Annotated in this window: 24 protein-coding genes; 16 read left to right on the top strand and 8 right to left on the bottom strand. The window is 38.6% G+C overall.

Going from position 1 to position 21,829, the window contains the following annotated elements; genetic code table 11:
- The coding region (locus tag B2V92_RS11215; protein ID WP_293307890.1) for an MFS transporter at window positions 1-847 on the bottom strand (847 nt) is incomplete at its 3' end.
- A gap of 19 nt (window positions 848-866) precedes the next feature.
- Window positions 867-1,031, bottom strand: a complete 165-nt coding sequence (locus B2V92_RS11210) for an LUD domain-containing protein (protein WP_293307888.1) — start codon at window positions 1,029-1,031, stop codon at window positions 867-869.
- Between the two features lie 149 nt (window positions 1,032-1,180).
- Here B2V92_RS11210 and B2V92_RS11205 point away from each other — a divergent pair, with 149 nt between their 5' ends.
- Window positions 1,181-2,053 carry an AraC family transcriptional regulator gene (locus B2V92_RS11205; RefSeq protein WP_293307886.1) on the top strand — a complete coding sequence of 291 codons (873 nt, stop codon included), beginning with the start codon at window positions 1,181-1,183 and terminating at the stop codon, window positions 2,051-2,053.
- Between the two features lie 1,823 nt (window positions 2,054-3,876).
- On the opposite strand, the gene B2V92_RS11200 is transcribed toward B2V92_RS11205, so the two are convergent.
- A complete protein-coding gene (locus B2V92_RS11200) occupies window positions 3,877-4,836 on the bottom strand; it encodes a GlxA family transcriptional regulator (RefSeq protein ID WP_293307884.1) in 960 nt (319 codons plus the stop codon).
- 133 nt (window positions 4,837-4,969) lie between these two features.
- On the opposite strand from B2V92_RS11200, the gene B2V92_RS11195 reads away from it, so the two are divergent.
- The 14 genes from B2V92_RS11195 to B2V92_RS11130 all read left to right on the top strand — a co-directional run bounded on the left by B2V92_RS11195 (window position 4,970) and on the right by B2V92_RS11130 (window position 15,429).
- Window positions 4,970-5,464: a DinB family protein gene (locus B2V92_RS11195; RefSeq protein ID WP_293307882.1), complete on the top strand. Its 495-nt coding sequence runs from the start codon at window positions 4,970-4,972 to the stop codon at window positions 5,462-5,464.
- A 2-nt stretch (window positions 5,465-5,466) separates the two neighbouring features.
- The gene (locus B2V92_RS11190) at window positions 5,467-5,973 is read left to right on the top strand and encodes a DinB family protein (RefSeq protein ID WP_293307880.1); all 507 of its coding nucleotides are present in this window, start codon (window positions 5,467-5,469) and stop codon (window positions 5,971-5,973) included.
- Between the two features lie 13 nt (window positions 5,974-5,986).
- A complete protein-coding gene (locus B2V92_RS11185) occupies window positions 5,987-6,394 on the top strand; it encodes a hypothetical protein (RefSeq protein ID WP_293307878.1) in 408 nt (135 codons plus the stop codon).
- A gap of 346 nt (window positions 6,395-6,740) precedes the next feature.
- Window positions 6,741-7,157, top strand: coding sequence for a VOC family protein (locus B2V92_RS11180; protein WP_293307876.1), 417 nt, complete (start codon window positions 6,741-6,743; stop codon window positions 7,155-7,157).
- A gap of 459 nt (window positions 7,158-7,616) precedes the next feature.
- Window positions 7,617-7,997, top strand: coding sequence for a DoxX family protein (locus tag B2V92_RS11175; RefSeq protein WP_293307874.1), 381 nt, complete (start codon window positions 7,617-7,619; stop codon window positions 7,995-7,997).
- Window positions 7,998-8,099: 102 nt separating this feature from the next.
- Window positions 8,100-8,531, top strand: coding sequence for a DUF2147 domain-containing protein (locus tag B2V92_RS11170; protein ID WP_293307872.1), 432 nt, complete (start codon window positions 8,100-8,102; stop codon window positions 8,529-8,531).
- 7 nt (window positions 8,532-8,538) lie between these two features.
- Window positions 8,539-9,558 (top strand): WD40/YVTN/BNR-like repeat-containing protein, encoded by a 1,020-nt coding sequence (locus B2V92_RS11165; RefSeq protein WP_293307870.1) that lies wholly within the window; start codon window positions 8,539-8,541, stop codon window positions 9,556-9,558.
- Between the two features lie 152 nt (window positions 9,559-9,710).
- A complete protein-coding gene (locus tag B2V92_RS11160) occupies window positions 9,711-10,526 on the top strand; it encodes a TerC family protein (RefSeq protein ID WP_293307868.1) in 816 nt (271 codons plus the stop codon).
- A 103-nt stretch (window positions 10,527-10,629) separates the two neighbouring features.
- A complete protein-coding gene (locus B2V92_RS11155; RefSeq protein WP_293307866.1) occupies window positions 10,630-11,334 on the top strand; it encodes an HAD family hydrolase in 705 nt (234 codons plus the stop codon).
- On the top strand, window positions 11,321-12,157 hold the full coding sequence (locus B2V92_RS11150) for a phosphoribosyltransferase family protein (protein WP_293307864.1): 837 nt from the start codon (window positions 11,321-11,323) through the stop codon (window positions 12,155-12,157). The genes B2V92_RS11155 and B2V92_RS11150 overlap by 14 nt, the downstream gene beginning before the upstream one ends.
- Before the next feature lie 2 nt (window positions 12,158-12,159).
- On the top strand, window positions 12,160-12,714 hold the full coding sequence (locus B2V92_RS11145; protein WP_293307862.1) for a TerD family protein: 555 nt from the start codon (window positions 12,160-12,162) through the stop codon (window positions 12,712-12,714).
- A gap of 4 nt (window positions 12,715-12,718) precedes the next feature.
- Window positions 12,719-13,333: a TerD family protein gene (locus B2V92_RS11140; RefSeq protein ID WP_293307860.1), complete on the top strand. Its 615-nt coding sequence runs from the start codon at window positions 12,719-12,721 to the stop codon at window positions 13,331-13,333.
- Between the two features lie 27 nt (window positions 13,334-13,360).
- Complete coding sequence (locus tag B2V92_RS11135; RefSeq protein WP_293307858.1) at window positions 13,361-14,458, top strand: toxic anion resistance protein; 1,098 nt, start codon at window positions 13,361-13,363, stop codon at window positions 14,456-14,458.
- Window positions 14,459-14,466: 8 nt separating this feature from the next.
- Window positions 14,467-15,429, top strand: coding sequence for a hypothetical protein (locus tag B2V92_RS11130; RefSeq protein WP_293307856.1), 963 nt, complete (start codon window positions 14,467-14,469; stop codon window positions 15,427-15,429).
- 596 nt (window positions 15,430-16,025) lie between these two features.
- On the opposite strand, the gene B2V92_RS11125 is transcribed toward B2V92_RS11130, so the two are convergent.
- The 3 genes from B2V92_RS11125 to B2V92_RS11115 all read right to left on the bottom strand — a co-directional run bounded on the left by B2V92_RS11125 (window position 16,026) and on the right by B2V92_RS11115 (window position 18,706).
- Entirely contained in the window at window positions 16,026-16,889 is an 864-nt protein-coding gene (locus B2V92_RS11125; protein WP_293307854.1) for a dienelactone hydrolase family protein, read from the bottom strand.
- Between the two features lie 62 nt (window positions 16,890-16,951).
- Window positions 16,952-17,953, bottom strand: coding sequence for a phosphotransferase (locus B2V92_RS11120; RefSeq protein WP_293307852.1), 1,002 nt, complete (start codon window positions 17,951-17,953; stop codon window positions 16,952-16,954).
- A 3-nt stretch (window positions 17,954-17,956) separates the two neighbouring features.
- Window positions 17,957-18,706, bottom strand: a complete 750-nt coding sequence (locus B2V92_RS11115; protein ID WP_293307850.1) for a redoxin family protein — start codon at window positions 18,704-18,706, stop codon at window positions 17,957-17,959.
- 108 nt (window positions 18,707-18,814) lie between these two features.
- On the opposite strand from B2V92_RS11115, the gene B2V92_RS11110 reads away from it, so the two are divergent.
- Window positions 18,815-19,408, top strand: a complete 594-nt coding sequence (locus B2V92_RS11110) for a 2OG-Fe(II) oxygenase (protein WP_293307848.1) — start codon at window positions 18,815-18,817, stop codon at window positions 19,406-19,408.
- Here the strand turns inward: B2V92_RS11110 and B2V92_RS11105 are convergent.
- Window positions 19,405-20,133 carry a LytR/AlgR family response regulator transcription factor gene (locus tag B2V92_RS11105; RefSeq protein WP_293307846.1) on the bottom strand — a complete coding sequence of 243 codons (729 nt, stop codon included), beginning with the start codon at window positions 20,131-20,133 and terminating at the stop codon, window positions 19,405-19,407. The two genes, B2V92_RS11110 and B2V92_RS11105, sit on opposite strands and share 4 nt — an antisense overlap.
- Window positions 20,130-21,626 carry a sensor histidine kinase gene (locus tag B2V92_RS11100; protein WP_293307844.1) on the bottom strand — a complete coding sequence of 499 codons (1,497 nt, stop codon included), beginning with the start codon at window positions 21,624-21,626 and terminating at the stop codon, window positions 20,130-20,132. Before B2V92_RS11100 ends, B2V92_RS11105 begins: the two co-directional genes overlap by 4 nt.
- Window positions 21,627-21,829: the final 203 nt, after the last annotated feature.

The following is a 21,829-nucleotide window of genomic DNA, read 5'->3' as shown; positions in this document are numbered from 1 at the left end:
TGATTCCTGCTGAAGAAGTAACGAAACTGATAAATAAACTTAATACACAAACCTGAGCACCCACGTAAAAGAACTGTCCGATAATTGCCCAGCGCAAATGGCTATGCCCTAGTACATGTCCGAAGGAACTTTTTTCGTTCGCATTTTCTTCTTCCTTGATATCGGGTAGCTTGGTGAAAATAAATAGAACAGCTACCACAATAATAATAATGCCCAAAATTAAATAGGGTGCTTTTACCGTTGAGGCCTCTTCAAGTACGTAAGCCTGTTTTTCTAAAGGTAAAAGTTTTGCCAATTGGGCATCGGTATATTTTGCTTCGGTAAAAATAAATTTCCCTCCTAATACAGGGGCTAAGAATGCCGCTAAACCATTAAAGGACTGTGAAAAGTTTAACCTTTGCGTTGCAGTTTCGGGCGGGCCCAATACGGTAACATAAGGATTTGCAGCTGTTTCTAAAAAGGTTAATCCGCAGGCAATGATAAAAAGTGCACCCAGAAAAAATATGTATTGTGCAGTATTGGCGGCCGGGATAAACAATAAACAACCTACTGCAAATAAAACGAGACCTAATATGATACCACTTTTATAACCATACTTACGCATGATGTAACCTGCGGGTAATGCCAATAAAAAATAGGCAATAAAAACCGACGAATCGACCAAGGTAGATTCAAAAACATTCAGTTGAAAGGCTTTACGTAAATGGGGAATTAAAACCGGATCGAGATTGTGCACAAAACCCCAGAAGAAAAAGAGGCTGGTAACCAAAATTAATGGAAACAGGTAGCCTTTACTGCTTTTTTGCGTATCGGTTGCCTGAAAATTAGTTGTTGTAGTGTGGCTCATATTGGTTTGGTTATATTGGTTAAGCTGGTTCTGCTAAAATAAAAATACTTAAACTTTGGGCGCCATGGGCACCAATAACTAATGATTGCTCAATATCTGCTGTTTTGGAAGGCGCCATAATAAAAACGTTGTAACCATAACTGGTATCTTTCGATGTATAAGGAATAAATAATCCCACCTTCATGATGTGTTTTTGGTTAGTTGTTTCTTTACAAATTAAACCCTTAAGTGCTAATAAAAATTTAACTTTATGATCTAATTATTAAATGATATTGTCTCAATTTTATACATTGCGAAATATTACTGCATATTAGATTGATTTTTTAAGATTTTATGAAACCGCATTTACTTAATGTATCTACCAATACCGTAGATTCTTTTAGCGCCCGGAGGGATATTATGCCAGATGTGAACAACCTGTGGCATTACCATTCGGCCCTTGAACTGATTTATATCAAAAAGGGCAGGGGAACGCAGTTTATTGGCGATAGCATTAAAAATTTTAGCGAGGGAGATGTGGTGCTGCTTGGCAGTAACCTGCCACATTATTGGCGCTTCGATCCCGAATTCTTCGAAAAAAAGGAGACAGAATCAGTTGATGTTTATGCAATCCATTTTAAGGAGGATTTTTTGGGGGCGGCATTTACCGAGCTTCCCGAAAACCAGGAACTGAAAAAAATGTTGGCACAATCTAAACAGGGCATCCAGCTTTTAGGAAGAGCAAAAGACAAGATTGCTCAAATGATGCCCTTGATTATTGAGGCTACAGGCACTATGCGGATTATTAAATTGCTGGAAGTACTTACCGAAATAGCGAGCTGCGAAGAGAAAGCAACATTGGTTTCGCTGGGCTTTAAACCAAATTTTTTGGAAAATGAGAAAGACAGGATCCAGTCGATTTATAATTATACCATCAGCAATTACAAAAATAAAATAGAGCTGAAAGAAATTGCTGCCGTGGCTAAAATCAGTCCGAATTCCTTTTGCAAATTCTTTAAAACCAAAAGCCGGAAAACCTACACCCAGTTTCTGAACGAAATAAGGGTAGGGCAGGCCTGTAAGTTGTTGATCGAAAATGATTTAACAGTAAAAGAAATCTGTTATGATTGTGGCTTTTACAACTTTACCAGTTTCCATAAATATTTCAGGGAAATAACCGGAAAAACACCGCTTAAATACCAACAGGCATTTTCTAAGCATAATTAAAGAAAGCAAAGTTTTTTAAACCTGACTTTTTTTGAGTTAATGATCGATGCAGGTACCGAGCATTTATAGCCTCTTTTAGGAAGAACCACAGGCTTTGCATTTCAAGAAAGAACTATGCTTGTAGCAAGATAGATACTGAAACAAGTTCAGTATGACGAAACCCGACAAAACTTGACTTCATTTGAGTTAATGATCGATGTAGATACCGAGTATTTATAGCCCTCTTTTAAGAAGAACCACAGGCTTTGCGCTTCAAGAAAGAACTATGCTTGTAGAATGATAGATACTGAAACAAGTTCAGTATGACGAAACCCGACAAAACTTGACTTCTTTCGTGCCAAAAAAATATTACGGTAGATATTGAAGGTAACATTCGATCATAGCCCCGATTGCACGGAAAGCCCGGATCCCGATTTTTCATCGGGAGAGGACTTGGAGTAAAAGCGGGACCGAACTCTTACCAAGAACCACAAGCTTTGCGCTTCAAGAAAGCATTACGCTAATAGTATGATAGATACTGAAACAAGTTCAGTATGACGAAACCCAACAAAACTTAACTTCTGTCGTTCCAAAAAATTATCACGGTAGATATTGAAGGTACCATTCGATCATAGCCCCGATTGCACGGAAAGCCCGGATTCCGATTTTTCATCGGGAGAGGACTTGGAGTAAAAGCGGGACTGGATTTTACGAAGAACCACAAGCTCTGCGCTTCAAGAAAGAACTATGTTTGTAGCATGATAGATACTGAAACAAGTTCAGTATGACGAAACCCAACAAAACTTGACTTCTGTCGTGCCAAAAAAATATCACAGTAGATATGAAGTTACCATTCGATCGTAGCCCCGATTACACGGAAAGCCCGGATCCCGATTTTTCATCGGGAGAGGACTTGGAGTAAAAGCGGGACTGGATTTTACGAAGAACCACAGGCTTTGCGCTTCAGAAAATAAAAATTATGCTAATGGCATGAAAGACCCTGAAACAAGTTCAGTATGAGGAAACCCGACAAAACTTGACTCCATTGGGACGTAAAATTTATAAAAATATTGACTGGATATTAAAAAAATCGGTCAGATACAAGAATTATGGTCTGTTGTTTTAACCATTTTGTTCATTGTTGCGATTAAATCACACTTATCACAAAACTAATTTCAGTTTTATTGGTTTATAGCTTAAGTTTGCAATTCTAACTGAATATTTTATGAGTAATGTATCTAATCCGAAACCGGAGAAAAAGGTTGATAGGATGGAAAATGACCATAATAAACTTAATGAGTCTTATATCCCCAGTACTAAGCACAAATTTGAAGGATGGCCAATTCTATGGATACTGATAGCAATATTTTTAATCTCAGCAATTTTATGGTATACGGGAGCCGCACCTTATTTGCTAAAGTGGATAGACAGTAAATAATTTTTTTGGAAAAAATAATTCGACTGGTTTTAGGTCATATTATTTTATAGCCCATTGGTTAAATAAACCCTAATGCATTAGGTTAAGGAGGAGTTAATTTTGATGACGGGGAAAAATCTGTTTAGAATTTTTCGTCATCGCTGGGAATCTGCTCAGCTGACACGTAGCAATAAAACATTAATCCAAAGGAAATAATATAAAATGCGGCGGTAATTAAAAGGAATGTGCTCATATAAATAGTTATTTGGTTAGTGTAATTATAACGTTAAGTTATCTTAAATTATACATCACCGTATATTTATTTTATATTAATTATTAACAAAATGAGCATGGGTGTTGAAAACTATTTAATTAGTTTTACGTGTGTAGCTATTACACTATGGTTGCCTGCAATATGATGCCGATTTTACCTCGCCTGGAATTTATCCCGATATTGTGTTGGTGTCATGCCTACTGATTTTCTGAATACCTTTCTAAATGCTTTCGGATCGTTGTAGCCCGAGTTGTAAATTACTTCGGTCATCTGTTGCGCGGTTTGTTCCAAAAGCTTTTTTGCAGCTTCTATCCGCGTTTGCTGGAGATACTCGATTGGGGTGATACCGGTTACCTGTTTAAAACGGCGTACAATATTCCGCCTGCTTGATGGGATATCTTTGATCATCTCTTCAATGGTGGCCACATCCTGATAGTTGTTTTCGATTTTTTCCTGCGCAGAGGCTACAAGATCGTCGTTATGGTAACGGATAGGCTGAAAAGTACTAAAATATAACTGGTTTACACGGTCCATATCAATAGCGAAAACCTTGGCCACCTTTACCGCCATGTCTTTTCCACAGTGGATCTGCAAAAGGTGCAACAACAAATGGAAAGTTGAGGTTGCGCCGCCACTGGTAAAGAGTTTGCCATCCTGTGTTACGGTTTTATCGGCCTTTAAATGCACTTTCGGAAAAGCCGTAGAAAAAGCAGTGCAGGCATCAACATGTGTAGTAGCCGCTTTGCCATCCAGTAAACCCGATGCGGCCAATAAAAACGCACCGGTACAAAAAGTAGCAATTTCTGCCCCTGAGCGATGCTGTTTGTTTAACCATGGGATATAACTTTTGTTTACCGAAATACATTCCTTAATATCGTTTGTAGCAAATGATGGAACCAGAATGAGGTCGAGATCTGTGGCTTTTTGAAGGGAGATACATGGGTGCTCACTAAAGTTATAATCCCTATCATCTGCAGTAACCAAGCTGATATTAAAGGGTGTTTCGAGCTTATCTTTCCTGTAAAATCCATTTACGGTATCAAAAACATCTAAAATGGCAGCTACGCTTAATAATCTGAAGTTTTGGGGCATTAAAACACCTATTTGTATCATTTGGTTAAAATTTAGGTATCGTAAATATATAAAAAATGTCTCAAATCCCCCTCAATATTGACTTTTACGGCAAGGGTGGGGTTCAATATTAAGCCCTAACTTTATTTTTAAGTTAACCATTAATTAAAACAATATGAAAAGCACACCAAACAGTAGCAGGATGTACGGACTAATTGTGCTGTACGAAATGTATAATGATTTTTTATTGAGGGCTTTGGACGGGATTGACGAAAAAGATGTACAAAAGAGATTGGATACCAAGGCCAACCACATTGCATGGATTACGGGAAGTATGGTGCAGGGACGCTATTTTCTGGCCAAATCGTTCGGGATTGATCTTCCATCCGTTACCGACGAGCTTTTTGCCAATAATAAAGGCATTGTTGATGATGCGGTTTATCCTTCGCTGACCGATTTTATAAATGATTGGAAGGTGATTTCGCCACGTTTAGAGGAAGCCTTAACACAGGCCAGCGATGAAAAGCTTGACGAGAAACTCCATATCCCCGGCATGGAAATCACCCTATTCGAAATGATCAGTTTTAACACCTACCGCGAAGCCAATTGCATCGGGCAGATTGCCCTGTGGCGCAGGTTATTGGGTTATGCAGGAATGAATTATATGTAGTTATGGAAAAAGTAATAAAAGAAGCTGAAGAAACTTTATCGGCATTGGAACACGCTTTCTCAAAATTTGATGCGAATGAGATCAATACCGTGCCTTTCGAGGGTAGCTGGACGGCAGGTCAGCTGGCCAAACACCTGGTAATGGCAAACGGCGGTTTTTTACAGGTGATTAACGGACCGATAGCCGAAACGGATAAACCGGCCGATTTAATGGTTGGACAGATTAAAAATGATTTTTTGAATTTTAATGTAAAGTTCGATTCGCCAAAAGAGATTTACCCCGAAAATAGGGAATATGATCAATCTGCTTTAATGGGAAAACTGGGAGAAATTAAGAAAGGAATAGCTGTTTCGATCAGTAACCTCGATTTAACCAAAACCTGTACCGCATTTGAGCTGCCGGTTTATGGTTACCTCACACGGTTAGAAGCGATTTATTTTGTGATTTACCATACACAGCGCCATGTTCATCAGCTAAAGAATATCTACAACAAGCTAAATAGCAATTGATTTTATTAAATTTATGAGAAACAACAGGCTCGATTTATTAAATCCCTACATCGGTAAGTGGAAAACTGAAGGTTTAACCAGATCGGGAGAAATAATCAGTGGAACAGATACCTACGAATGGATTGAAGGCAATTACTTTTTAACGCACCAAGTGGATGTAATGTTCGGTAATAAAAAAGTAAAGGCCCTTGAAATTACACATTATGATGATATGGAAGATGTTTTTAGGTCGCAGTCGTTTGATAACAGTGGAAGTATTTCCATCTCTACACTTAAAGTTTATGACGATATCATCTTAATATTTGCTGATACGGAAAGGTTTAAAGGGAATTTTAAAGGAAATACAATTGAAGGTTTGTGGGAACAGTTTGATGGTAAAAACTGGGTAGCATGGATGGATATAAAGCTAACGAGGATGTAGGTGAAGTCCGAAGTCGGCAGTCGGTAGTCGGAAGCCGGGTAATTGCGAGGGCATTAAACATCCAACAATGAGTAATAACTACCATTGACGGACTTCATAAAAAGTTCCTTCATCTCTACTTGAGGGAAATGGAATGGAGACTCTTCGACAAGCTCAGGATGACATCTATCTCGAGACAGATTTAGCTTCGCTGAGCACTTCGTGGTTCTCGACTACACTACGCTGCGCTCGAAATGACGAAACTTGAGGGGAAACCAATGAACTAATGACCAATCACCAATGAACTAAAAACCGCCAGTAGACAATTAACCAATTTAAACAATTAACCAGTTAACCAATAACAACAATGGCAACACTTAACACGTATTTAAATTTTAACGGTAACACCGAAGAGGCATTCAACTTTTACAAGTCGGTATTTGGTGGCGAATTTTCGGTTGTGCAACGCTTTAAAGATTCGCCTGGCTGCGATGGTATGGAGATAGCCGACCAGGAAAAGTTAATGCACATCGCACTGCCCATTGGTGGTAATGTTTTAATGGGTACCGATATTACCGCACCGATGCCACCATCAACTTTAGGAACAGCTATTTCGATTTCGGTTGATGCGCAGAGCGAAGCAGAAGCTAAACAGCTTTTTGATGGTTTATCAGCGGGTGGTACAATAACAATGGCTTTGGAGAAAACATTCTGGAACGCGCTTTTTGGTATGGCTACGGATAAATTCGGAGTGCAGTGGATGGTGAATTATGATTATAAGTAATTGAACGACGGTTTGGAGTTCGGAGTCGTGAGTCTTTAGTAATTAGTCTGGAACTGCCAAAGCGGGTGCGATAATTATAAAAGCTGGCTCATTAATTACAAAATCGGGTGCGTTAATTATAAAAGCAGGTGCATTAATTATAAAGGAAGATGTGTTAATTATAAAAGCCGACGTATTAATTATAAAAGCAGATGCTTTATTTATAAATGCAGGTAGGTTATTTAAGAAAATAGAAGCAGTAATTATAAATACTATGCAGCTATTTAGTAATTGACCATTAAGAAATTAAGGACATTATGAGGAGACCAGACAGGGAAAGATCCTGAAACAAGTTCAGGATGACGAACAGCGTGGAGTTACAGTTAACCAATTTAAACAATTAACCAGTTAACCAACAATTAACCAGTTAACCCTATAAAAAAATCATTATTTTTAATTACAAACTAAAACTTAACCAATATGAAAATTGCAGTAATTGTTATCCGCGTGCTTTTGGCCGCTATGTATTTATTTGCTTCTGTAAGCTATTTCCTTAATTTAATGCCAAAAGCGCCAGAAATGACGGCGGCCCAAACCAGTTTTATGACCGGTGTAATGGCATCAGTTTATCTTTTTCCGTTAATTAAAGGAACAGAGTTAGTTGCCGGTATACTATTGCTCATTAACCGTACCGCACCTTTGGCAGCAATCATTATTTTTCCGGTTACTTTAAATATCTTTCTGTATACCGCATTTTTAGCACAACCTAAAGATCTTCCAATGATTGCGGTGATGCTGTTGTTTAACCTCTTCCTGTTTTATGCTTACAGGGCCAAATACCTGCCGATCGTTTCAAAGTAAATTTTCAGATTTAAAAAACTTTCTCATACTTTTTCGCTTTATTTAGTGTTTCGATATAAGGTGTAATTCATTATCTTTAAAAACTAACTAGAAATAAAAAATATGAGAAAGCTACCATTTTTAATGCTGCTCTTTGTAGCGGTATCATTTTCTGCCTTTGCACAGAACAAAGACGCTATTTTAGGTAAATGGCTTAATCCATCTGGAGAGGGACAGATAGAGATTTATAAAAAAGGCGATAAGTTTTATGGTAAACTGGCGTGGATGAAGGAACCGAACTTAAACGGGAAACCTAAACTGGATGCAAAAAATCCTGATGAAAGCTTACAGAAACGTGCTTTGCTAAACCTCGAGATATTAAAAGACTTTGTTTACGATAGCAATAAATGGACTGATGGTACAATTTATGACCCGAAAAGCGGTAAAACCTATAGCTGTAACATGACTTTAAAAAGTGCCGATGTGTTAAATATCCGTGGTTATGTAGGGATCTCACTTTTAGGAAGATCGGAAACATTCAGACGTGTTAAATAAGAATTAAATGAAGAAATTAATATGGTGCCTTTTAATGGCACCTTTTTTTTGCGCTGCCCAGTCATTTTCCATTAAACTTTTAACCGAGGGCACCAAAACCAGCATCCGGGGTTTAAGTGTGGTATCTGATCAGGTGATCTGGGTAAGCGGAAGCAACAGTTCGATAGGTAAAAGTACCGATGGCGGTGCAACCTGGAAATGGATGCAGCCCAAAGGTTACGCAAAACTCGACTTTAGGGATATTGAAGCTTTCGACGATCAGAATGCCGTTATCGTAAATGCCGGATCGCCTGCTTATATCCTTAAAACAACGGATGGGGGAGAAAGCTGGACAGAACATTATAAAAATGTAGATACGGCTATTTTTCTGGATGGGGCCGGTTTCTGGGACAAAAGCAAGGGCATCATTTTCGGCGATCCGATCAATAATAAACTACAGTTGCTTAAAACTACCGATGCAGGTAAAAGCTGGCAGGATGTTACCGCTAATTTAAAAAGCAGTTTAGCCAAAGGCGAGGCCAGTTTTGCAGCCAGTGGTACCACCGTTAAAACTTTACCAGGGGGTAAAACCTGGATTGCTACCGGAGGTACGGTTTCCAATATTTATTTCTCACCTGATTACGGAGCGAGCTGGCAGGTATTTAAATGCCCCATTATACAGGGCGAAAACAGTACAGGGCCTTTCTCTATTGATTTTTTGAATGATAAAATTGGCGTAGCCGTTGGAGGTAACTATGTAAAGGATAAAGAAAATACCAATAATGTGCTGCTCACCAACGATGGAGGCAAAACCTGGCAAAAACCTGCCAGTCCTGTTTTCGGATACCGATCGGGTGTAACTTACATCAATACAAAAACATTAATTGCCACCGGTACATCCGGTACCGATATCTCTACCGATGGAGGCCAGAACTGGAAACACATTTCGGATAAAAGTTTTAATGCCGTCCAAAAAGCAAAAAAAGGTAAATTACTTATCCTTGCCGGAGAAAAAGGCTCAGTTTACCAACTGGATACCGGTAAATAAAATTTCAGGTCGAATTACGTAACATGTTTATTAATTAGTGCTCTAATTACTAAAACGATTATATAAATAAACAGATTGATTAGCAGAAATGATAAAATTTTGTTTCTTTGCTAGGAAAACTAAAACATTAATTAAAAAAACACACACGCTCAATGGATTTTCTGCACACAATTTTAGGTGATGACATACAGGCCGGATTATTGATTATTTTAAACCTTATTGTAATCGAAAGTTTGCTTTCGGTTGATAATGCCGCGGTTTTGGCTACCATGGTAATGGACCTGCCAAAGAACCAGCGCGAAAAAGCATTAAAATACGGTATTATCGGTGCTTACGTTTTTAGGGGGATCTGTTTGTTCCTGGCGGCATGGCTGGTTAAAATCTGGTGGTTAAAACCACTGGGCGGTTTATACCTGTTATACCTTGCATTCGATTATTTCAGAAAGAAAAGCAGTAAAAAAGATGAGGAAGAAGAGGAAGTAGATAAAAGCAAAAGCTGGATATATAAATCAACCGTAGGTTTGGTAGGTACTTTTTGGGCAACTGTTGCACTGGTAGAGGTAATGGATCTGGCCTTCTCTATCGATAACGTTTTTGCCGCGGTTGCTTTTACCGATCATATCTGGTTAATTTATATCGGTGTATTTATCGGGATATTGGCCATGCGTTTTGTGGCACAGGCTTTTGTAAAACTGATGGAGAAATTTACCTTTTTAGAAACGGTGGCTTTCATCGTGATCGGCGTATTGGGTGTTAAACTTACATCGTCGCTGTTTACCCATTTTTATCCCGAATCGCCTATTTCACATGCCATTGAAGGCGAAAAAACAGATCTTTTTGTATCTATTTTCACCGTGGCTATTTTTATTCTGCCGGTATTAAGTTCTTTATTGTTCAACTTCCCTAAAAAACACAAAAGTGATATCGTGATTTCGGAAGATGCCGAAGATGTATTGGATAAATCTTAACATTAAGGCTTATCTGTCGTAAATCTTAAAATCAAACCTTCCCGGTGTTGCAATCGTATTACAACATCGTGATTTATTAAAACAGATTAGGAAACAGGTGCAAATGGCTTTTTACAAACATTACTCATTCGATCTTTGGTTAACGCTGATTAAATCCAATCCCACGTATAAACAGGAACGGGTACAATATTTTTACCAGAACTTTAACGGTAAACATAAAACTGTTGAAGAAATCGGCATCACTTTCCGCCAGGTAGATTTAATGGTAAATGCCATTAACGAAAAGGCCGGAAAAAATGTTGATGCTGAAGAGATGTACCTCATGATCATCAGCATGATCAACGATTATGATTTCAATTTCCGCGATGTAGATCTGCAGCAGCTTGATCATGATATGGAGCAGATTGTGTTTGCCCACATGCCAAAGCTCTATTGTGGCGATTGTTTAGATGTACTGGCTGCAATTAAAGAATCTGGAAATAGTACCACCAATATTTTGAGCAATACGGGTTTTATTAAAGGCAGAACACTAAAAAAGGTCATCAACCATCTGGGAATAGATCAATATATCGATTTTCAGCTTTATTCGGACGAAGTGCGCATGTCGAAACCCAGTACCGGTTTTTTTCAGCTGATGCTGGATACGATCGACAGAACAAAACACCCGGATCTGTTGTTAACCGATGTAATCCATATTGGCGATAACCCGCATGCCGATGTGCGCGGGGCCGAAGCCATGGGGATTAACAGTATGCTGATCAATTCCAACAATCTATCTATCTCAAACCTACTCTATGATACCGTATAGTTATTCACTCCACAAAATCGACAATACTACCGATTTCGGTTTTAGTGCCGATGATTACAGCCGCTTTAAGTTTGGCGATGATCTGGTAGCCCGATCATTCGGTAAGGCACTTGCCGATGGCTTTATCCGCTATTATCTGGTTGATAACCTGATTACCGACCAGATTGTGGTAATATCGAGCCCTTACAGCTTTATCCCAACGGCAACTTTTGCCATGAAAAATTATTTCGTGAGCGAGCTTAACCGCTGGCTGGTAGAAAATGGCGGTTTGGCCGTACAGGAAACAAAAGTACACCGTACCATTACCTACAAGGAAGATTATGGCGAGTTAAGTGCCGAAGAAAGGCTTTCGCTCATCGGGAATGATTCTTTCCATATCGATAAGGATTTCCTGACAGGGAAAACCCTGCTGTTTCTGGATGATATCAAAATTACCGGAAGCCACGAAAGGATGATCTTAAAAATGGCCAAAGAGTATGGCCTTAGCAACGAAATGCATATGCTCTATTTTGCCGAACTGGTAAACAAAAATATACATCCCAACGTAGAAAATTTTCTGAATTACCACCAGGTCAAATCTATTTTCGACCTGGAAGAAATTATCGATGGTGGCAATTTTTGCTTTAATACACGTATCGTAAAATACATTTTAAATAGCAGCACAAGCAGTTTTACCATATTTTTAGAACGCAGAAAAGCCGATTTTGTTAATCAGCTTTACGACCTTTCGCTTGGTAACAACTACCACACCATAGATGCTTATTCCAAAAATTTACATCTTATTAAAGATTATATCAAAAACAACAACTATAAATTAATTTAAATATGGCTATTAATCTGCAAAAGGGGCAAAGGGAAAATATCAATGCCCCTAAATTTACAATAGGTTTAGGTTGGGATACCAACAGCTCTTCTACAGGCTCCGCATTCGATTTAGATGCTTCGGTTTTTATAATGAACGACCAGAAAAAACTGGTTTCTGACGAAAATTTTGTTTTTTATAACAACCTGGTTTCTCCTGATGGTGCAGTAGAACATACTGGCGATAATTTAACAGGCGATGGCGATGGTGATGATGAACAGGTTAAAATCGACCTGACGAAAATAGACAGCAAGGTTAGCGAAATCTGCATAGTGGTAACCATCCATGAGGCAGAAACCAGAAGACAGAACTTTGGTCAGGTAAGAAATTCGTTCATCCGCATTTTTGATTCGGTAACGAATGAGGTACTTTTAAAATACGAACTGGAAGAAGATTTTTCTATCGAAACCGCAGTAGAATTCGGAAGGATTTACAAACGCGAAAATCAATGGAAATTTGAAGCAGTAGGTGTAGGCATGAAAGGTGGTTTACAGGATTATTTAAACAAATATCAATAATATTATGGCAATCAATCTTCAAAAAGGACAGCGTATCAGTCTTGAAAAAAGCAATGGTAGCAAACTTCAGAATGTTTGCGTAGGTATTAACTGGGGTGCTATCGAAAAGAAAGGTCTTTTCGGTTTCGGATCTTCGAAAGAAGCGGTTGATTTAGATGGAAGCTGTGCATTGTACAACGAAAACAAACAGCTTTTAGAGGTAGTTTATTTTGGCAATCTTAAATCTAAAAACGGATCGGTAAAACACAGTGGCGATGATTTAACAGGTGATATGGGTGGCGATGATGGTTTGGACAATGAGGTAATTACACTCGATTTTGGCCAGCTGGATGCTAACGTAGCTTATGTGGCTTTTGTGCTGAACAGTTTTAGAGGTCACGATTTCGGTACCATTCCTTTTGCTTCGATCCGCATTTACGAAGGAACAACCAAACGTGTAAACGAAGTTTTTGCCAAATACGATATCGCAAACGGATCTAACTTTGCCGGTCACGTATCGATGGTAATGGGCGTTTTCTATAAGAAAAACAGCGAATGGAAATTTAATGCCATTGGCGAGCCAACCAAAGACAGGAAACTGGAAGACACTGTTAAAACTGTAACCCAAAATTATTTATAGGCTGCAAAGCTGATCATATAATAAACTATGGAAACCAACCCAAATCTTCCGCAGGTGCTTACGCCGGTTAAACTGGATAAGGACGGAAATATTGACCTCGAAAAAATAACAACCGAGGAAACAACCAAATACCAGGAAATTGGAAAATCGCTCGAACCATCAGATGTAAATTCTATCCTGAATTACGGAAGCGATGCCCAAAACTCAATGGAGAAATACAGTAATGAGTTTTTATCGTCGGTACGTACCTATAATAGTGGCGAAGTTGGCGGTTTAATTAACGAATTGCTAACCGAACTTAATTATATCGATGTTTCCGAATTGGAGCAGAGCGGTTTTAAGAGTTTCATCTCTAAAATTCCGTTTTTAAAAAGTTTGGTTGTTGATGTAAAGAAACTTTTCCAGAAATATGATGTGGTGGTGAATAATATCGATAAAATCACCAACAAAATCAAAGCCGGAAGGTTAAATTCCATCAAAGATAACAGCTCGCTGCAAACCATGTTCGATAGCAATGTGGGGTATATCCACCAGATGGAGGAACTTATTATTGCCGGGCAGTTAAAATACAACGAATTGAACATTAAACTGGCCGAAATGGAGGGCAGGCCTGCCGATTACCAGGATTATGAAATTGCCGATCTTAGGGATTTCATCAGCCGTTTGGATAAAAGACTGGCAGATATGAAGATTGTGCGTTTTATCATGTTACAATCGTTGGCGCAGATCCGTGTGGTACAGAACAATAATACTTCTATTGCTGAAAAAGCACAATCGATTGTTTCTACCACCATTCCGGTGTGGAAAAACCAGCTTACCATTGCGGTTGCTTTACAAAGGCAGAAAGCCAATGTAGAGATGCAGAAGAAAATTTCGGATACCACAAATACCATTTTGCAGAAAAATGCAGAAATGCTGAAGCAGAACAGTATCGATGTGGCCAAAGAAAATGAAAAAACTGTGGTATCTTTGGAAACCCTAAAACGCACCACATCATCATTGATCGAAACACTTAACGAGGTAAAACAGATTCATGAGGCTGGTGCACAGAGCAGACGTGTGTTGGATGGCGAACTTAAAACTTTGGAAACAGAGTTGAAAAAGAACGTTACGAGGGTGAATTAAATTAACCTATGGATGAATACCGCTTAAATATTATCAAAAAATCGAACACAGAGATCAACCGTTTACAGTTGCTCTCTGTGTTTTTTGATGATGAGGTGATTTATAAAATTTACCTGCGGAGCCAGGTTATTCATCAGCTATTTGTGAATAATGAAGAACTGGATATCGAAAAACTAGATCTTTTCCACCTTCAGTTTACCGATAGTGTTATAGAACTGCTTAAAAAGATCAAAAAGAGCAACGAAAAAAACGTATCGCTCATTTACGATGAGATCGATCTTAATGAAGAACTGATCGATAGGATGGCGGGAACCGTGGTAGATCAGAAAAGTTTCGAGCAGGATAAACAGAAGCAATCGCTTAAAATAAACCTTTCACTGCGGAAACTGTTCAGCGTACTTTCTGAATTAAGCACCGACTTTCCTTTCTCAAAAAATATCAACGTTTTCAGCTCCAAATACGCCAACGATTTTTATTTCGATCTTACCACCGATCAATTTGCGCAACTGATTAACTTTCAGGAAAGGCAGGTGTATACCAACGTATATGCCATCATCGAAAGGAAACTGATGGGGAAACTGTGTAAATACGATTTCCGTACCGAATTTTATATTGGTTTAAAATCGGGCGAGCAGGTAATAGAAGTATATAAGTTTTTGGAAACAGACGATTATTATCTGTTTTTTCCAAGCCGGAACCTGTTCCTTTTCTGCGATTTAACCATTTTGAAAGATCTGGATACTTCCACCAACCTTTCCGAAAAAGAGAAGATTGTAAGGGAGCTTCAATACAAAAACGATAAGTTAAAAAGCAATGCTGCGGTATTAAAAACTGCCATTCCGCATGAGGTAATTAACCTTTTGGAAGATAGTTACCATAAAATATCGGATATCAATTTCTTAAACCACCTCAATAATTTCGATGTTCAATCGAATATATTGAAGACCATGCTTAAAACGGATCTTTTTTAGGGGGGGTAATTTCGTTTACTCCACCGCGGTCGTCACCCTGAATTTATTTCAGGGTCTATCATGTACGAAAGCTGCTGACCACAAAGTAGCTATTAGACCATTGAATAACAATAGAAATGGCTAATAAAATAAATTCAGCATGACGAATCCGATGGAAAAGGTGCTTCTAAAACATTATTTTCAGCTAATATTTTTGAAAATCAGGTTTTTAAGATTGCTTCGTGCCTTGTAATGACGGTTTATGTAAGGCATGAATAATCAATTCTACCTTTAACCTTACTAGACATTTAAGGGCCTATAAGCTTATATGATTCTTATATTACTTATATCGTCAACAGTATGTAAAAACGGCACTTAAAAGCTTAGATGTTCTCAGGTGCCTCAGGTGGTGGATTAAATTTGAACCATTTATTTTTTATGACCACCTTAGACACCTTAGCTCACCTGAGTTCTACACTGTCCAAAATATTAAATAAAATATACAGAATGTCATGCTGATCCGATAGCTATCGGATTTATTTCAACATCTTTCCAGACCAAAAGACCCTGAAATAAATTCAGGGTGACGACTCTTTAGAACTTAACTAAATCACCTATTACCTCGTTAACACCGCCAATTTATGCTTAAACAGCTCAATTGTCCGGCTCCAGGCCAGTTTTGCAGCTGCTTCGTTATAACGTGTGGGCGACGTGTTATTATTAAAGGCATGGTTTACACCTTCATAAATATAAAGTTTATAATCTATCTTATTGTCTTTTAATGCCTGCTCGTAAGCCGGAATGCCCGCATTAATACGTTCATCCAATCCACCATAATGTAGCATTATGCTTGCTTTAATTTTAGGCACATCGGCAGCATTGGGCTGTGCACCGTAATAGGCTACTGCGGCCTGTAGTTTTGGGTCGTTAACGGCCAGTTTATTAGCCATACCACCTCCCCAGCAAAAACCAACACAAGCTACCTTACCATTCCCATCTTTTCGGTTGCGAAGGTATTCCAGCCCTTTTAAGTAGTTCTGCAGGTTTTTTTCCGGATCCAGTTTGCCGATCAGTTCCCTGCCTTTATCCTCATCTGCAGGTGTTCCACCCAAGGGCGAAAGCGCATCAACACCCAGTGCAATAAAACCTTCGGCTGCAACCCGTTTGGTCACATCAATAATATGTGGATTTAAACCGCGGTTTTCGTGTATAACCAATACGCTGCCCAGATTCTTTTTGCCTTTTGGTTTTGCCAAAACGGCTTTTATTTCACCATCAACGCCCGGATAGGTAATGTTTTCAACCTCAATATCATCGCTGTTAAAAGCGGCTGCTGCAACATAGTTATTCTCGAGCATGGGCAAAATCGTCATTGCCAAAGCCGTGCTACCGGCCAGGATGGCCAGCTTTTTCATAAAATCTTTTCTGCCGATCTGACTATGGGTGTACTCATCGTACAGGTTGATTATTTTCTGATCCATCTTATTGATTTTGAATTACCTTACAATATAAAAAACACCCGCGGGATTTATCGCCGCCTTGCCTAAAAGTTACAATACAGTTCTTCCCACTTTTTGATCAGGCCTACACGGTGTTTGGTATAACGTGGTGTTAAAAATGCGTTCGACCAATCGTCGTAATTATCATAAAAGAATTTGAGAAAGAAAATATGAAAAGTGATACCCAGATAAGGAATTGCCTTTAATTCATCGTTGCTTAATGGCCTGATTTCCCGATAAGCTTTTAAAAAAATGTCAAAATCCTTTTCTGCCTGTTCTTTTGTAATCAGATTATTAAGCTGGTGGAAGAAATAATGGTTCAGGAAAGTCATTAAATCGTTGATTAAATAACCCTCGCCTGCAAAGTCGAAATCAAAAAAAGTAATGTTCCCCAGTTCATTAAAATGGAAGTTTTTGGGGAAGAAATCGTAATGACAATAACCGTAGCTGAATGTTGAGGTATCAAAATCTTCAAACTTTTTTACCACTTTGTTGGCTATTTCGTTTAAGTATTCAAATTCCTCCGGCATTTCAGTAAAGTGAGGTTTTAAATCCCTCAATGGTTCAAACAGGGTGGTTTCAAAATTAAAAATTGGTCTGGGGTAATTTAATTTGATGACAGAGGTGCTTTGATGGAGTTTGGCCATATCATGCCCCAATTGGGTAAGGTGTTCTTTCCCGAGATCTAAAACCACTTTCCCTTCAGCATAAGAAAATAATACGCCATTTCTCAATCCTTCTACAGCATTAAACTGCTGGATTTGCTCTCCCTCCACATCAGCCAAAGGATAGGAAACCGGATTTCCATTTGCCCTTAATAGGTTTAGCAATTCTACCTCGCCTTCAATTTCGTTTCTTTTGCGGTGTGCATCGCGGTAAATCTTGAAAATGTATTTCTGAGATTCGTTTTCCAGTATATAGGTATCACTTACATTTCTAATCAACAATCGGCATGTAGTATTAGGATCTAAGCCATAAGCTATAATTAAATGGTCTTTTAAAGCAGCGGCTGATAAGGTGGAGTATTGGGCGGGGAATATATTCATTAATTACTTGCCTAATGCGTCTTTAAGAGCTGTTTTAAGATCGGGAATAGTGAGCCTCGGACTGCCAACAACGGCGTATTTTATAACTTTGTTTTTATCAGAAACAATATATACCGGATAGCGGGTAAGTTGATAGGCATCAGAAACCGCCCTGCCCGAACTGATCAGTTCGGCATTGCGCAAAGGTTGTTCTTTTAATTTTTTAACGGCAATATCGTTATTGTCGGTTGTAATGGCCAAAATCAATAAATCTTTCGGATCGCCCAATTCTTTTACAAAAGCACTTATTTCGGCAAAATTTTCGGTGCAGGTACTGCAGCTGGCGTACCAATATATCTGTAAAATTACCTTGTTTTCTAATTTGTCCTGTTCGTAAAAGGCTGTTAGAGGTGCTATGTCTAGCTTTTTGCCTTCGTAAACATAGGGTGTATTTGCCTTAGTGCTCTCACGTATAAGTTTATTAAACCTGTTAACCTCCTCCTCGCTCATTTTAGTAATAACCATTTTTTGTGGCAAAGATTTGTCGCTACTTGGCACCAAGGTGTACAATCCCGTGCGTAAGATTTTATCGTATTGATAATAACGTAGCGCCTTGCCTTTTTCATCATAATAAATAAGGGTAGTATCGGTTTTTGGGATCATATTGGCCGACATACTTACTATTCTGCTGGTTTTGAGGATCGTTTTTGTGCTGTCCTGCGCCCTGAGACCAAAGTAGGCGAAAAGTAGTGAGAGTGTAATCAGATATTTCATGGGATTTGATTTTTGAAATGCAATTTAACATTTAGTTTTAAAATAACCCATTAATTTGAGCTACCTTACCAACCTTAGGCATACCGTTTTAAGATTTGAACCAATCTGTTGGAAAAAATATTTGATTGCCTTATCGATAGTTTTATCGAAGATAAAGTTGGGATTGCAGAGAACTTTTTAAGCGTTCAGCTTGCGGCCAAACTTAAAGAAAACCTGATCTCCCTGTTTGAAAATAAGAAGTTTTTAAACGCAGGGATAGGAAATGATGTAGTTGTTAATCAGGATAAACTGATCCGTAGCGACGTAATTTACTGGCTCGATAGGAAGCATGAAAATCAGTACGAAAACGATTTTTTCGATCTGATGGATGAATTTGTTCTTTACTTAAATCAAACCTGTTATACCGGCATTACCGGTTACGAATTTCACTATACGCTTTACGAAAAAGGAACTTTTTATAAAAAACACATTGATCAGTTTAAGCACAACGGAAGCCGGCAATATTCGATGATCATGTATTTAAATGCAGATTGGAAAACAGAAGATGGAGGCGAGTTACGCATTTATCATGCTGATGAAGAGCAGAATATCCCGCCCAACAATGGCAAGAGCGTTTTCTTTAAAAGTTCTGATTTAGCACACGAAGTGTTGCTCACCAATAAACAGCGGATGAGCATTACCGGCTGGTTAAAGATCGGTTAATCCTCAATATTCAGGAGCTGTTTGATAATGCCCTTAAAGTTTTTGCCAATTGGTACCTGTTGCCCGTTTTTAAGCACAATGGTATTACCTTCAAGGTAATCGACATATTTTTTGTTAAGAATAAACGATTTGTGGATCCGGATAAAGTAATAGCCAGGCAATTGTAGCTCAAAACTACCCAATGTGCGTGGGGTAAGGAAGAATTCGTGGTTTTTCCAAACTTTTACATAATTGCCAAGGCTTTCCAGAAACTGTATTTCCTCTATATTGATGAGGATATGTTTTTTATCAACTTTGAGCGAAATCTGTTCTTCGTTTTTGGTTATTGCTTTTTCTGCATCAGCGGTGCCGGTGTTTTGTTTTTTAAGCTGGAAAAGTTCCAGTGCACGGTTAACGGCTTTTAAAAAACGGTCGAGTCTGAAGGGTTTTAAAAGGTAATCACAAACAGCAAGGTCGAAACTTTCCAAAGCATATTCTTCGTAAGCCGAAGTAATTATAACGAGGGGTTTTTGCTGTAATGTTCTCAAAAAATCCAGACCGTTCAGTTTCGGCATCCTGATGTCCAGAAAAATCAGGTCTACCTGTTGCCTGCTCAAATAATCCAGCGCTTCTGTAGCCCGGTAGCAATGCCCAGCGATGGTTATAAAAGGAATATCTTTTGCATATTCGGTTATCACGCCGTGGGCAAGTGGTTCGTCATCTACAATTAAGCAACGTAGGCTCATGTAACCTGGAGTTTAAGTTTAGCCTTAAAGATATTACCAATTGAGTTGATATGCAATGTATAACGGTTTGGATAGAGCAATTCGAGCCTTTTTTTAAGGTTATCTATGCCTATTCCATTGGTTTCGTGTATTTCTTCCGGATCGAAAGAGTTTTCGCAGGTAAAGCTGAGCGAATTATCGACAGTAATTAATGAAAGTTTTAATGTAGCAGCATCTTCAGCAGGCTCTATACCATGCTTAAAGGCATTTTCTATAAAAACGATGAGCAGGAGCGGGGCAATATCGATCTGATCATTGTCAACCTGTTTGTTAAACTCAAAATGTAGCGTTTTCCGCAAACGGATCTGTTGTAACTGTATATAATCTTCAATGTAATCGAGTTCCTGATAAAGTTTAACCGTTTTTTCCTGTCCTTTGTAAATGGTATACCGCATCAGTTCTGATAGCTGCAGGATACTTTCGGGTGTTTTCTCCGATTTTTGGAGACTCAATGCATAAAGGTTGTTCAGCGTATTAAAAAAGAAATGCGGATTAAGCTGTTGTTTTAACAGATCGAGTTCGGTTTGTGATTTTTCTTTTTCCAGCGCCATGATCCGGTTATTCTGTTTCCCCCATTGCAGGGCCAAAACCACAGGTAAACTGATCAGCATAATGGCAAAGGCACCAAATGCATTTTCGGGTTCGAAAGGATTGGCTACGAATATACTCCTCCCAAAAACAGTATTAATCGGCAACGAAATCAATACCTGCGCCAGTAAGGGATACAGAATGGCAACCGTGGCAGAAAGTGTTAAGAGGTAAATCAACAATCCTTTTTCTTTTAGGATTTTAGAAACCAAAAACCTGCTGTTGATCAAAAAGAGCAGGTATCCGCACAGGTACATGATCAGAAACTGTGAAAAGAAACCCAAAAAAGTGCCGAAATTATAAAGCAGCATTTTAGCATCAAACTCAAAACCCACCAAACGGAAGCCTTTTCTTTGATAAATTGGGTTTTCCAAACTCGATACGGCCATAACCGAAATGGTTGCGGCAAGTAAAATGATGGTAATGAGTACTGCATTCTCCAGACCGATTTTCTTGATCCATTTAATATGCTGCACTTTTTTCTGGTAATATTGATTGGCAATCAACATCAATTCGAGTGTTTGTGCAGCCAAAGCTGTTGAAATAAAAATGGAACTATCCAGTTCCCCGATTTTTAGGATGGATGCAATATCTGTAAAAACAGGTAATAGGATGAAGTAGCACATGCCCAGGTAAATGGCATATCGTTTTTTGTTTAAGGTTTGTTTTAATTTGGATTTAATGAAAGAGAAGATGAGTACGGGCAATAAACAAAAGCCCAAAGCCAGAATGCTGCTGGCATAAGTTGACCAAATGTTGCTGGATAAGGAATAGGTATTGAATATGGCAATCCATAACAGCAAACCAACATTTATAAAGAAATCCTGGTATTTATAACTGAAATTTAAATTTTTTATATTAAGCATTCCTTTCCTCCATCGTTTGTGTCTCATCTCCATGGTTCGTGTCCTCACGAACCATTTTCTTCCACTTTTCCCTCCGTGGTCTGTGTCCCCACGGACCACCGCGATAAGTAATTTTAGTTTTGGCACAAGAAAACCATTTTCTTCCACTTTTTATTGTATTGATCACCTTAATAGTTTCGGTTCGTGGCGACACGAACCGAGGC

Source organism: Pedobacter sp. UBA5917 (assembly GCF_002432345.1).
In the GTDB taxonomy this organism is placed as follows: Bacteria; Bacteroidota; Bacteroidia; order Sphingobacteriales; family Sphingobacteriaceae; genus Pedobacter.
Note: the sequence above shows the minus strand (reverse complement) of the source record. Positions and strands in the feature narration are given on the sequence as shown.

What these genes read in the sequence shown, in the direction of transcription:
- B2V92_RS11120 (WP_293307852.1), bottom strand. Translation starts at nt 17,953, where the DNA reads ATGAATATATTCCCCGCCCAATACTCCACCTTATCAGCCGCTGCTTTA.
- B2V92_RS11205 (WP_293307886.1), top strand. Translation starts at nt 1,181, where the DNA reads ATGAAACCGCATTTACTTAATGTATCTACCAATACCGTAGATTCTTTT.
- B2V92_RS11210 (WP_293307888.1), bottom strand. Translation starts at nt 1,031, where the DNA reads ATGAAGGTGGGATTATTTATTCCTTATACATCGAAAGATACCAGTTAT.
- B2V92_RS11190 (WP_293307880.1), top strand. Translation starts at nt 5,467, where the DNA reads ATGGAAAAAGTAATAAAAGAAGCTGAAGAAACTTTATCGGCATTGGAA.
- B2V92_RS11155 (WP_293307866.1), top strand. Translation starts at nt 10,630, where the DNA reads ATGGCTTTTTACAAACATTACTCATTCGATCTTTGGTTAACGCTGATT.
- B2V92_RS11125 (WP_293307854.1), bottom strand. Translation starts at nt 16,889, where the DNA reads ATGGATCAGAAAATAATCAACCTGTACGATGAGTACACCCATAGTCAG.
- B2V92_RS11195 (WP_293307882.1), top strand. Translation starts at nt 4,970, where the DNA reads ATGAAAAGCACACCAAACAGTAGCAGGATGTACGGACTAATTGTGCTG.
- B2V92_RS11175 (WP_293307874.1), top strand. Translation starts at nt 7,617, where the DNA reads ATGAAAATTGCAGTAATTGTTATCCGCGTGCTTTTGGCCGCTATGTAT.
- B2V92_RS11185 (WP_293307878.1), top strand. Translation starts at nt 5,987, where the DNA reads ATGAGAAACAACAGGCTCGATTTATTAAATCCCTACATCGGTAAGTGG.
- B2V92_RS11145 (WP_293307862.1), top strand. Translation starts at nt 12,160, where the DNA reads ATGGCTATTAATCTGCAAAAGGGGCAAAGGGAAAATATCAATGCCCCT.
- B2V92_RS11150 (WP_293307864.1), top strand. Translation starts at nt 11,321, where the DNA reads ATGATACCGTATAGTTATTCACTCCACAAAATCGACAATACTACCGAT.
- B2V92_RS11115 (WP_293307850.1), bottom strand. Translation starts at nt 18,706, where the DNA reads ATGAAATATCTGATTACACTCTCACTACTTTTCGCCTACTTTGGTCTC.
- B2V92_RS11130 (WP_293307856.1), top strand. Translation starts at nt 14,467, where the DNA reads ATGGATGAATACCGCTTAAATATTATCAAAAAATCGAACACAGAGATC.
- B2V92_RS11100 (WP_293307844.1), bottom strand. Translation starts at nt 21,626, where the DNA reads ATGCTTAATATAAAAAATTTAAATTTCAGTTATAAATACCAGGATTTC.
- B2V92_RS11165 (WP_293307870.1), top strand. Translation starts at nt 8,539, where the DNA reads ATGAAGAAATTAATATGGTGCCTTTTAATGGCACCTTTTTTTTGCGCT.
- B2V92_RS11170 (WP_293307872.1), top strand. Translation starts at nt 8,100, where the DNA reads ATGAGAAAGCTACCATTTTTAATGCTGCTCTTTGTAGCGGTATCATTT.
- B2V92_RS11140 (WP_293307860.1), top strand. Translation starts at nt 12,719, where the DNA reads ATGGCAATCAATCTTCAAAAAGGACAGCGTATCAGTCTTGAAAAAAGC.
- B2V92_RS11105 (WP_293307846.1), bottom strand. Translation starts at nt 20,133, where the DNA reads ATGAGCCTACGTTGCTTAATTGTAGATGACGAACCACTTGCCCACGGC.
- B2V92_RS11160 (WP_293307868.1), top strand. Translation starts at nt 9,711, where the DNA reads ATGGATTTTCTGCACACAATTTTAGGTGATGACATACAGGCCGGATTA.
- B2V92_RS11135 (WP_293307858.1), top strand. Translation starts at nt 13,361, where the DNA reads ATGGAAACCAACCCAAATCTTCCGCAGGTGCTTACGCCGGTTAAACTG.
- B2V92_RS11180 (WP_293307876.1), top strand. Translation starts at nt 6,741, where the DNA reads ATGGCAACACTTAACACGTATTTAAATTTTAACGGTAACACCGAAGAG.
- B2V92_RS11200 (WP_293307884.1), bottom strand. Translation starts at nt 4,836, where the DNA reads ATGATACAAATAGGTGTTTTAATGCCCCAAAACTTCAGATTATTAAGC.